Annotated in this window: 13 protein-coding genes; all 13 read right to left on the bottom strand. The window is 27.6% G+C overall.

Annotation, left to right across the window (positions count from 1 at the left end; genetic code table 11):
* Positions 1–371, bottom strand: a 371-nt coding sequence (locus ACFDSN_RS09820; RefSeq protein ID WP_375239676.1) for an N-acetylneuraminate synthase family protein, incomplete at its 3' end; no start/stop codon positions are given.
* 5 nt (positions 372–376) lie between these two features.
* Positions 377–1,531 carry a cytidylyltransferase domain-containing protein gene (locus ACFDSN_RS09825; RefSeq protein ID WP_375239677.1) on the bottom strand — a complete coding sequence of 385 codons (1,155 nt, stop codon included), beginning with the start codon at positions 1,529–1,531 and terminating at the stop codon, positions 377–379.
* Positions 1,532–1,651: 120 nt separating this feature from the next.
* Positions 1,652–2,533, bottom strand: coding sequence for a glycosyltransferase family 2 protein (locus ACFDSN_RS09830; protein ID WP_375239678.1), 882 nt, complete (start codon positions 2,531–2,533; stop codon positions 1,652–1,654).
* 3 nt (positions 2,534–2,536) lie between these two features.
* Positions 2,537–3,682, bottom strand: a complete 1,146-nt coding sequence (locus tag ACFDSN_RS09835; protein WP_375239679.1) for a glycosyltransferase — start codon at positions 3,680–3,682, stop codon at positions 2,537–2,539.
* Between the two features lie 4 nt (positions 3,683–3,686).
* Positions 3,687–4,646: a glycosyltransferase family 2 protein gene (locus tag ACFDSN_RS09840; protein ID WP_375239680.1), complete on the bottom strand. Its 960-nt coding sequence runs from the start codon at positions 4,644–4,646 to the stop codon at positions 3,687–3,689.
* 1 nt (position 4,647) lies between these two features.
* Positions 4,648–5,805: a glycosyltransferase family 4 protein gene (locus ACFDSN_RS09845; protein WP_375239681.1), complete on the bottom strand. Its 1,158-nt coding sequence runs from the start codon at positions 5,803–5,805 to the stop codon at positions 4,648–4,650.
* A gap of 6 nt (positions 5,806–5,811) precedes the next feature.
* Positions 5,812–6,645: a glycosyltransferase family 2 protein gene (locus ACFDSN_RS09850; protein ID WP_375239682.1), complete on the bottom strand. Its 834-nt coding sequence runs from the start codon at positions 6,643–6,645 to the stop codon at positions 5,812–5,814.
* 2 nt (positions 6,646–6,647) lie between these two features.
* A complete protein-coding gene (locus ACFDSN_RS09855) occupies positions 6,648–7,574 on the bottom strand; it encodes a GDP-L-fucose synthase family protein (RefSeq protein ID WP_375239683.1) in 927 nt (308 codons plus the stop codon).
* A 1-nt stretch (position 7,575) separates the two neighbouring features.
* Entirely contained in the window at positions 7,576–8,688 is a 1,113-nt protein-coding gene (gene gmd / locus ACFDSN_RS09860; protein ID WP_375239684.1) for a GDP-mannose 4,6-dehydratase, read from the bottom strand.
* 1 nt (position 8,689) lies between these two features.
* Positions 8,690–9,598, bottom strand: a complete 909-nt coding sequence (locus ACFDSN_RS09865; RefSeq protein WP_375239685.1) for a sulfotransferase — start codon at positions 9,596–9,598, stop codon at positions 8,690–8,692.
* Positions 9,589–10,659 carry a glycosyltransferase family 2 protein gene (locus ACFDSN_RS09870; RefSeq protein ID WP_375239686.1) on the bottom strand — a complete coding sequence of 357 codons (1,071 nt, stop codon included), beginning with the start codon at positions 10,657–10,659 and terminating at the stop codon, positions 9,589–9,591. Before ACFDSN_RS09870 ends, ACFDSN_RS09865 begins: the two co-directional genes overlap by 10 nt.
* A complete protein-coding gene (locus tag ACFDSN_RS09875; RefSeq protein ID WP_375239687.1) occupies positions 10,659–11,636 on the bottom strand; it encodes a sulfotransferase in 978 nt (325 codons plus the stop codon). Before ACFDSN_RS09875 ends, ACFDSN_RS09870 begins: the two co-directional genes overlap by 1 nt.
* On the bottom strand, positions 11,629–12,076 hold a 448-nt coding region (locus ACFDSN_RS09880; protein ID WP_375239688.1), incomplete at its 5' end, for a hypothetical protein. The genes ACFDSN_RS09880 and ACFDSN_RS09875, both read right to left, overlap by 8 nt.

The following is a 12,076-nucleotide window of genomic DNA, read 5'->3' on the forward strand; positions in this document are numbered from 1 at the left end:
GCTGAAGGAATTTTAATAAATTCTGGATTTAATGATGCTATTTCTTTAGCTGAAGTTACATCCCAAACAGATGTAGAATATACCACATCTAAGTCTTCGCAAAATGTTTTTAATTCTTGATGCTGTTCTACACTAAATTCTAAAAATTCTCTGTGCGCGCCATAAGTATCTCCATAAGAATTTATTGGATTTGGATGCTCAGCATTATATTGCTCTTCTGTTAATAGTTCTTTATTGTGTCGTTTTTGAAACTTTACTGCATCTACATTACAAAATATTTTTGAAACTTTTATTAATTCTTTAGCTGTCTCCATATTTCCTTTATGGTTACAACCTATTTCTGCAATTACATATGGTTTTTTGATATCCATTTATTTTAAAATCTTTTATTGTATGTTTTTATAAATTCGCAAGCTTCACGAATAGCTCCATTTGCTGAATCTTTAGATAAGACTACATCTGCATTTAGTTTTACTATTGCTGTTGCGTTATTTGGTGCAAAAGACCAACCAACTGTACAGATATTAGCTAAATCGTTTACATCATCGCCAATATATGCAAAATTGCTTAAAGGTAATCCTTGATCTTTAGCTATTTTGTTCAATAATGTAAATTTATCTTTTACTCCTAAATATGTGTCTTTTATCTGTAGTTTTTGCATACGCTTTGCTACTAATTCGGAATTTTCGCTAGTCATAATAATAACATTTATTCCAAACTGTCTTAAAATCTCTAAGCCCATACCATCACGCATATCAAAACGTTTGGTATGTTCTCCTTCTTTAGTATAAGTTATACTTCCATCTGTAAAAACACCATCTACATCTAGCACAAAATGTGTTATTTTTGAAGCTTGCTTTTGACGTTGCTGTCTATCTATTAATAGTTGTTCTATAGCAATCCAATCTGACTCAGAATCTATTTCTAATAAAGCATCTTCTGGCATTTTCACAATTCCAACCTTATCTCCTAGCCTATTCTGTTTTTCTTTTAAAACTGATTTAATACAAGTATAAACCGCACCATTCTCTACTAATAAACCATTAAAATCTTGACGCCTTGGTCTATTTTTATAATCGTAATTTATTGGTGTTCCATCTTCATTCCATAAAAAACGATGTGTATTAACTACACTTACCGTAGAATCAAATCCTTGATTTAATTTTTCTAAACTCTTATTTATAGTCTCTGAAGTTGTAAAAGGTGATGTTGCTTGTAACAAACAAAACACATCAAAATTATAGTCTATACTTTCTGCGTATGCTAACATTGCAGATTCTGTAGATGCTGAATCTGTTGCAGTAACTTCTGTTCTTTCTACCACTTTAATTTTTGTGGTGTAATGGTATTCTTTATTAATAAAATTAATAATATCCTTATCATCTGTATAAACAACAACCTCATCTAAATCTGAAAAATAGGCCGCTCCTAAAACCCAAGTAAATAATGGTCTACCAACCATTTTTCGTTTGTTTTTTCCAGGAATTCCTTTTGACCCTTTTCGTAAAGGGATAAAACCAATTTTTTTCATTTCTAGTTTTTTTGATTACATTATTAAAGCTAAAATACGTTAATAAATCTTTTACTTTAAAATTTTTTATTTTTCTAGTCTAAAAATTGAATTTATATTCTAAACACACAACTCAATTAACTAGTATTGCAAAGGTTTTAATTGGTTTCTTTTTACAATTGTTTCTTGTTTTACTGTGTTTCTGTATTTAAACAAAGAGAATATAAAAAATAGCGTAGAAAAAACAATTTTAACGTAAGACTTAAAATATCTTGGATCCTTAATTGCGTATTTCTTAAAATTATGAAATAATGTTTTAGCTATTTTATAAATAGGATTTGGATAGTAAACAAGATAATAACGTATGGTATTACGCAATTGATTCTCAAACCTAAAATAATTTCTTCCTCGTTTTTTTCTAGCTTCAACATCTATCCTATGATTAACTTTTAATTCTGGATAATATAATATATCGTATTGGTTATTTAAAACCTCTAATGCTACAGCAGATTCCTCACCGTAAATATTCATCCAAACAGGAAATCCTTTAATTTTTTTATACACTTCGTTTTTTATAGCAAAACCACAACCAATAAAATCATTAGTAATATAAGCATCAGCTTCCTTAGAATGCTCTAAGGCTGTATCATCTGAGTTAAACAAACCACGCACTTCCTGAAATGCTATAATTCCAACCTTAGTATTATTGGCAAATGTAGCTTTAAGCTGATTAATAAAGTCTTCACTAATAGGATGCGCGTCATCATCTAAACCAACCAAAATTGTTCCTTTTGCTTTTTTATAAAGTATTGCTCTAGCTGGAGAAGCACTTACACTTTTATTAGAAAACGTCCAATGTACCCAGTTAAACTCTTTAATTAAAGACTTTGTTTCCTGACAACCATCTATATAAACTAAAACTTCAGATTTTTCATCTTCACCAATAAGTGTTTTCAACTTACTTAATGTAACTCTTAAATCATCTGCGCGTTGTCTTGTAACAATTAAAAAAGAAATATCCATACTTTAACTATTCAAAATAGAAATATATAATTGCTCTATTTTACTTTGCAATTTACTGCGATTATAGTTTTTTTCCATATAATTCACATTATATTCTTGCGAAATTAATCTTAAGTCTTTGGCTTTAATTGCTTTTTCTATATGATTTTGAATCTCTAATTCGTCTAAAGGGTTTTTAATTAAAAAACCATTTTTATTATGAGTAATAACTTCTTCTGTAACTCTACCTGGATTTGATTGTATTGGAAAACTTCCCATAGCCATTGCTTCTAATAATGCATTAGGCATACCATCAGAAGTGCTATTTGCTATATGTAATACACTTTTACCCATTAATTCCAAAAGCACGTTGTTTTTTATAAATTTATATCGTGAGTGAATAATTATATTCAAATTGTTTAATTTAACAGAGGACTTAATATAATCTATTACAGAATTATCTGCGCTATAAACAATAATTTGATATGAGTTTAGCATCTCTAATTTAATAAGCTCTATTGCTTTTAAAACTTTTATTGCTTGTCCAACTCCATCATTATACCCCTTTATTAAAAGAACTGTTCTATCAACTGTAGAAGTTATTTTATTTATGTCAATTTGTAATCCTCCATTTCCAGGAAAAACACCTAAAAACACATTTTTAAAACCTAGTTTTGTAGCGTTGGCAAAGTCTCTTTTACAATCTGTTATTAAATAATCTGCTCTATTTAAAAAAGAAGTTGCGCTGTTTTCTGAAATACCAAGTTTTTTATAATTAAACAAATCGCTTCCCCAAGAAGAGTAAATTACTGGAATATTATTTTTAGAAATAATTGGCAAAATAGGCAAGCCAGACAACTGCATTTCAAAGCAATGAATAATATCTGGTTGTACTTCTTTTAAAATATTATTAAAAGTTTTGGTAGAATTATTAGTATTTATTTTTTGAATAGCTTTGTGTAAAACTGGAACGTGTTTTTTTATTGCCACTCTAAATGGATAATCCCATTTTAATTTCCAGCCTTTAAATTGCTTTACCCAATCTATTTTTTTAGATCTAGAACCACCATCAGAAATATCAAACCAGAAAACTTCAAAACCAGAAGTTTCTAATTGATTTACCCATTGAAAAAAATGGTGATTAGGTATCGCAACCATAAGTATTTTCATAGTTTTACCTTAATAGTATTAATTTTAGTAAATATAAATTAGTTTTAAGATAATCTAATTTTGAAAAAGTATCCATTTTATAAATAAACTTCAAATATGCCTTATGATTTTTGATTTCTTTAATCCTATTACTAAAAGATGGTTCTTTTTTTAAAGCCCCATAAAAAGTCCAAAGTGCTTTCTTAGAAATTATTTGTTTGTACAACCTATCTTCCCAAACTGAGGTGTCATGCGCTAATTTTAAACATTGATAGCGGTAATAAAAAATATCAAATAGTTTTTTAGGCGTTATGTTTTTAATAGCACTAATTTGGTCTTCTTCACTATTACCACTTCGTATTACTGCTAATTCTTTATTTAAAACTTTTAATTTTGGTTTTAAAGCTAACATTCTTATATGAAACTCATTGTCTTGATAACGCTGTATTTTTTCGTTAAAAAGCGGTAATTCTTTTAAAAACACTTTTTTCCATAAAAAGCTACAAGTTTGTATTTCTATGCGCTCTAAAGCATAATCTTTAAAAAGGCTATCTATTGTTTCAAATTCAAATTTTGAAGTCCTAAATTTAGAAAAAGTGGCATCGCCATATTTATTTCTACTTAAAACAGCTTCTAAACTTACATCTTCTAATAATAGATTTAATTTTAACTCTAGAAACTGTGGCAACATTATATCGTCGCTATCAAACCAATTTACATAAACGCCTTTTGCTAGAGAAAACGCGTAATTCCTGCAGCTATTTGCGCCTTTTAATAAATTACTTGGTCTTTTAAAACACTTAAACCTGTTATCTTTTTTTATGTACTCATTAACAACATCTATTGTGTTATCTGTACTTCCATCATCTACCAAAATACATTCCCAATTTAAATAGGATTGTTCCAATATAGAATCCAAAGTTGTTGGTAACACTTTAGCTCTATTATAAACAGGTATAAGTATTGATATTAATGGTTTAGACATTTTAACTATTTCTTATTAATTCTAAATATAGTTGGCTAATTATATTGTTTGAATATTTTAATGTGTACTCTGCTCTTATATTATCTTGGATAGCAATAATTTCTTCCTTAGACAATTTATTTAATTTTTGTAAAACTTCAAGTAATGATTTTTCATTGTTAATGTCAAACCAAAAATTGTTAGTAGTATTATATAATCTTTCCATCATTGCTCCAACTTTTGTTGAAACTACAATTTTACCCGCAGCCATAGCTTCTATTCCTACTAATGGACCAGCTTCTTCCAAAGATGGTATTACTAAAACATCTATTTTATCAAAAAAACTAACAATTTCAGAGCCAGATAACTCTCCAATATAATTTATGTTACTGTTTTTATTATTCAATAATTCAACATCTTCTTTATATGGTCCTTTTCCTGCAACAATTAACTCTAAATCTGTCTTTACAAAAACATTAAGCAACCCTAAAACACCTTTTTCTTTTGCTAATCTACCTAAATAACCAAAAACTAATTTAGTTTCACTACTTCTTGTTTTTAGCTTTAATAGTTCCGTCTCATACAACGTAGTTTGATCAATTATCAAATTATTGTATTTAAAACTGTTTAAAGCTGTTAAATTAGATTTTGAATGTACTAAAACTGAACTAACTTTAGAAAGCAAAGGTTCTATTTTTATAGGCACACTAAGGATAGTTCCTGTTGTTCTAATAATTAACGGCTTATTATTTAGATTACAAATTTCTATTATTTCTTTGAGCCATTTAGAACTTAATTCGCCAGTAAAAATTACTTTATCATATTTTTTAATTTCTCTCTTAATTAACTTCAAGGTTAATCTATTGAAGGAAATATATTTTTTAGTCAGTTTATTCTTAACAAATGAATACGACGGTTCTTTTCTTGAATTTAGATGTTTAGATATTAAACTAGAAAATTTTATTAGAAAATTATTTTTAAACAAAGACTTCTCAATACTATTCCATTTAAAATTAACATAATCTATTAAAGCTGAAGAATTGTTAGTTATTGGAACAATAGAAAACAAGGTAATTTGATAGTTTTTTATTAATGCAGTTGCAATATTTTTAACCTCAATCTCTCTACCGCCAAAATCGCTTACAGGTCCAATAATTAATACTTTTTCAAGTTTACTCATAACAATTTATGAATTGCTATTTTTATTTGTAAAAAAAAGTAACATTTTAATTACAATTAAAAGTATTTTTTTTGATAAATACGATTTTTTCAACTTTAAAACCTTTTGAATTAAATCTGAATTATGCTCTACTTTTAGCTTATGAGCTTTAACATAATCTTTATAAATTAATTTTGGAATTAATTCTTTTAAGACAGCTGTTCTCTCTTGCTCTCTTTTATCAACGTTTAAACTACTAACACCTAATAAATTAAATCGTGAGATTGTTACATCTATATGTTTTGCAAGTATATTATTTAAACCTATTGTTATTAAAAAAAATTTCCAGTCTGATACTATTTTAAGAGATTCGTCATAAAAACCGTAAGTATTAAAAAGTGTTTTCTTTATAAATGTAGCAGGATGATTTAAAGTTGAAAAAAATAAAGTTTCTAATGTTATTTCTTTATCTAAAGGTCCAGAATCTAGAAGTGACTCTCCATTTTCTTTCTCAATAATTAAATTTCCATATACGATATCAAAATTTTCAAATTCTAAAATAGAGTTAGTAATAACTGTCTTAGACTCTAACATATCTCCACTATTAATAAACAAAACATAATCACCTTTAGCGGCTTTTATTCCTTTGTTCATAGCTTGATAAACTCCAGAATCTGGTTCGCTAACAAAATAACTAAATTGTGTCTTATATTTATTAATTACGTCTTTACTTCCATCTGTACTATTACCATCAATTATAATATGTTCAAAATCTAAGCTAGTTTGATTTTGAACGCTTTTAATGGTTTTCTCTAAACCAAACTTATCGTTATAATTTATTGTAATAATAGATACTAACACGCCTATTTATTTAAAAACTTTTGTGAATATACTTTAGAAATACCATCTTTTAAGTCAACTTGATGAGACCAACCTAAGCTTTCCACTAATGATACATCTAATAATTTACGAGGTGTTCCATCTGGCTTGTCTATATTCCAAATAATATCTCCATTAAATCCAACAATATCTTTAATTAGTTCTGCCAAATCTTTTATAGAAATATCTACACCTGTACCTACATTTACAGAAATATTTCCTGCGTAAGTACGCATTAAATGTAAACTAGCATCTGCCAAATCGTCTACATATAAAAATTCTCGCTTTGGAGAACCTGTACCCCAAACCTCAACATTTTTATTATTATTTAACTTCGCCTCATGAAACTTACGCAACAAAGCAGGTAAAACATGAGAGTTTTTTAAATCGTAATTATCGTTAGGTCCATAAAGGTTTGTTGGCATTACGGATATAAAATCGCAACCATATTGCCTATTATAATTTTCACATAATTTTACTCCAGCAATTTTAGCTATGGCATAAGGTTCGTTTGTTGGTTCTAAAACACCTGTTAACAAATAATCTTCTTTAATGGGTTGTTGGGAAAATTTAGGATAAATACATGAAGAGGCTAAAAACAAAAGTTTTTTAACACCATGTACATAACTTTGGTGTATAACATTATTTTGTATCATTAAATTCTCATACAAAAACTGACCTCTATAGGTATTATTAGCTTCTATGCCTCCAACTTTAGCAGCTGCTAAAAAAACATATTCTGGTTTTTCTTCACTAAAAAAAGCTTTCACAGCTTCTTGATTTGTTAAATCTAATTCTTTGGAGCTCTTGTAAATAAAATTAGAATATCCTTTAGCTGTTAAAGCTCTAAGAATTGCAGATCCAACCATACCATTATGACCAGCAACATATATTTTTGATTCTAATTCCATATTATTCTTTTCCTTTTGAAATACTAAACCCGTTTTCTTTTAAATATTGTTCTTTCTTAAATAACTTTAAGTCAGAATTCATCATATCTGTAATTAAATCTTGTAAGGTATGCTTTGGTTGCCAACCTAATTGTTTTTTACACTTAGACGCGTCTCCAATTAAAAGCTCTACTTCTGTAGGTCTGTAATATTCTGGATCTACTTTTACAACTATATCGCCTTTATTTAATTGATATTCTGGATTTGTACATGAAACAACTTTACCAACTTCATTTTCATTCTCTCCTTCAAATTTTAAAGTAATACCAACATGATTAAATGCCATTTTAATAAAATCACGTACTGTTGTAGTTACTCCTGTTGCAATTACATAATCTTCTGCAGTGTCTTGCTGTAACATTAACCACATAGCTTCCACATAATCTTTAGCATGACCCCAATCTCTTTTTGCATCTAAATTACCCATATATAACATATGTTGTAACCCTAATGCTATTTTAGAGGTTGCTCTGGTAATTTTTCTAGTTACAAAAGTTTCGCCTCTTAAAGGAGATTCATGATTAAATAAAATCCCATTACAAGCATACATATTATACGCTTCTCTATAGTTTACAGTTATCCAATAACCATACAATTTAGCTACTCCATAAGGACTTCTTGGATAAAAAGGTGTGGTTTCTTTTTGCGGAACAGCTTGTACTAAACCGTATAATTCTGAAGTTGAAGCTTGGTAAATTTTAGTTTTCTCTGTTAAACCTAATAAACGAACTGCTTCTAAAATTCTTAAAGTTCCTAATCCATCTATATTTGCAGTATATTCTGGTGTATCAAAACTCACTTTTACGTGACTCATAGCACCTAAGTTATAAATTTCGTCTGGTTGTACTTCTTGAATTATTCTTGTAATATTCATAGAATCACTTAAATCTCCGTAATGTAATTTAAATCTTACATTCTCTTCATGTGGGTCTTGATATAAATGATCTACTCTATCTGTATTTAATAATGAAGCTCTTCTTTTTATTCCATGAACAGCATAGCCTTTATCTAGAAGTAATTCTGCTAAATACGCACCATCTTGTCCTGTTATTCCTGTAATTAAGGCTGTTTTCATTTTACAACTTATTTATTCTTTTCTTTATAAACAAAGAAAGCTCTTTTTTTAAACTAGATTTGTTTACTGTCTTTTTAAAATCTCCTAAACTTATAAAATAATTAAAGGCTTTTGATTTATTTCCTTTATCAAATTTATAATTATGTTTTTTAAAATAGTCTTCTCCTAAATAATTTACATAACCACTAAGAAATTTATCAAATTTAAGATTTAATTTTTTATTCTTTTTTAAAACATTATTTTGATAAGGGTCTCCAAATTCACCTTTATACTTTATGTTCTTTGAAGTATCAAAAACCAAATCGTTAAAAGTTATTCCCAAATTTTCATATAATGTCTTTATTGTTTTGGTTTTATTGTCAACTAAATCTGTATAGTAAATATCTATAATATTAGGATTTCCTCTATGCCTTTCAAGAAACTCATCTATTACCAAAGGAGCATTGAGTATATCGTTTCGAAAATAATTTAATTTTTCTAAACTAATTATATCCCAAGTTTCTATCATAGATTTCACAACATCCAACGGATTACGTTTTAATATAATTATTTTACTTTCAGGAAAAAGTGTCACTAGATTATCTAAAATCTCCCAATACCTTGGTGTTTTATCTATAACAAATTTAAAATCACTAAATAATGGTTTATATAATTTCAAGGCCAATTCTCTAACTTCTAAATCAAAATCTAAATTTACTTTTTTTTGATAATGAACAAATGCTTGAGTTGCTAATTTATGGTCGTAAGTTGAATTTATTATAGCTTCTGGTTTAAACAAAGGTGCTAAAACTAGCATTAACCATGATTCACTAACTGTATTTGTTTGCTTATTATTACTTAAAATATTTTGCAAATACGTAGATCCAGACCTTGGTTGAGATGCTATAAAAATAAGGTTATCTACTTCCATTTATATGTTTTAAGTTTTTTAATTACTCTTTTTTTTGAAAAAGAAAAGCACTTTAAAATTAACCATTTCCCATGATTTAATTTCATAAGTAAAGGTATTTTTCTTTCAAAGAAATTATATTTTAGAAGTAAAATTAAGTTTGATAAATTAAACTTTAAGTTAATAATAATTTGCTCGTAAAAGTAATTCACTGTTTTTAAAACATCCTCTTCGTATTTATAATCATAAAAAACATTTGCTCTATCCCATATTTCGATCCAGTTTTTAAAATGTTGAACTGCAAATTTTCTTTGCCCCAACTCTTCTAATCCTGAAGTAGAAACTCCTTTCCCTGTTATTCTGTAAACGGCCATTTCTTCGTCAATAAAACCAAAATCCCCATGTTTACCTAATAAAAATGATAATGGAACATCTCCAAATGATACTTTATAAAACCAATCGGGGAAAAAATCTTCATTAATTATATTTCTAAACATTAGTGCTCGAGTTTTTACACGCATTTCGTTAGAAAAAATATTTTTAACTGTTGCAATTGAATTAGGAAAATAACCGTGTCCTTTCTTTGGGGCTTCAAATTCTAAATAAGTTCCATTTTCTTTTTTTGCTATTTTTTGCCAATGATGACAGGCAATTAAACTTTTATTAGATTCTAATAAATCTACTTGTTTTTGTAATTTTAATGGGTCTGACCAATAGTCATCTCCTTCTAGCATAGCTATATATTTACCATTTGCAGATTTAATATTTTCTAGCATATTAAACCTGCCTGTAGGATTACCATTCACATAAATAACATCTTTTCTAGAACGCAAAAACAACCGTATTATATCTGGATACTTTTCTGCATATTGTACACATAGTGCTCTTGTTCCATCCAAACTCTTATCTTCACCTAAAATGATTTCAAATGCAAAATTTGTTTGTTGCATTAAAATACTATCTAAACATTGACTTATATAACTTTCATGCTGATAAGTTTGAACACAAATTGAAACTAACGGCTCTTCAATTAGTTTTGAATTAATAGTTTCGGCCTTGTGCTTTTGAATAAAACAACTCATTATTTATATCCTTTTCCTTTAGTATAAAACATTAATTTTCCGAATAACTCTTTTGATAATTTTTGAATATTACCATTTTGAAAAGATTTAACCATTTTATCTTTATTTTGAACATCAATATTTAATTCTGTTATTAAACTTAAAGGATTTTTACAAAAATTTGAATATTTAATAATTGTTTTATTGTTAGAGTCAATATTTTCTAATTGTTTTTCTATACTATTATTGTTTTCAAAAACTTGTTCAATTACTTGCTCTTCCAGTGGTTTGTTTTTTAAATTTTGATAGTTTGGCGTTTTAAAAGAGTACCATTCGGTCTTATTACCAAAAAAGCTCTGCCTAGCTTGTAATAACGATTGTGCATTATAAATAATATCACGTTTTATATATATAAAGTGAACGTTTGGAATATACTTATATAAATCCAAAAGATTCCAATTTAAGTTCATTGCCTTCATTAAAATAGGCTTATTAGCAGCTACTTCTAATGCGTGTAATTCTTTTAAAAATGTACTCCAATCAACTCTGTTAATTTCATCTTTAGATAAAACTTGTAATTCTTTAAATAAAAAAAAACGATTCCAAAAATACCAAAATTCATGTGCCGCTTTCGGTCCTTTTGTTTTCCCTAAATCTGAGGAAAAATAATTTTCATTTCCTTTTTTTTGGAATATTTCACCTTTTTCATCAAAGTCTAGCAACGCTTGTTGTAATCTATATCCTATATATGGTGCATAATAAAAACGAGACAAAAAATTTGTGGGATAAAAAAAATAATCTGATTTAGCCAAATATTGATAAAGCAGAGTAGATCCGCTTCTTGCGCAACCAACAATTAAGTACACTTTTTTTTGGGGAGCTGAAAAGTTGCCTAAAACTGTCTTTTCTGACTTTCCTAATACTTTTTCAAGTTCTGGGAAAATATTTTCTAACTCTTGATGTTTTTTATGTTCTTTTTGTCTAGAAATATTATCCATTCTTTTTTTGAAGCTTTTTTATTAATGCGGTAACACGCTTTAGGTCTTTTAAACTATATCTATGATCTATTGGTAATGGCAAAAGTTCATTACTTAATTTACATTCAAACTCATATAAATCTTTATTTTCTCTGACTATTGTATCTTTCCAATAAGAAGGGATGAAAATTTTATTGCTATGTAATTTTGAAATATTGATTGGGTTTTCTAGGAGCAAAGGATAGCAGAAGCAATCTTCTTCGTTATCATTTATTTCAATGGTATTTATTTCATTAAATTCTTTTCTAAAAAAATTAAAATTCCTATTTCTAATAGTTTTGACTTTAGCAAAATCTACATTAGATAATAATTTTTCAGAAATAATAGAAATATTCTCAATTTTTGAATCTAAAACTTTTTCATATTCTGAAAATTCTGAAAAGGCTAAATCTTGAAGACCT

Origin of the sequence: Aurantibacter sp. (assembly GCF_042094015.1) — a bacterium.
Lineage (GTDB): Bacteria > Bacteroidota > Bacteroidia > Flavobacteriales > Flavobacteriaceae > Aurantibacter.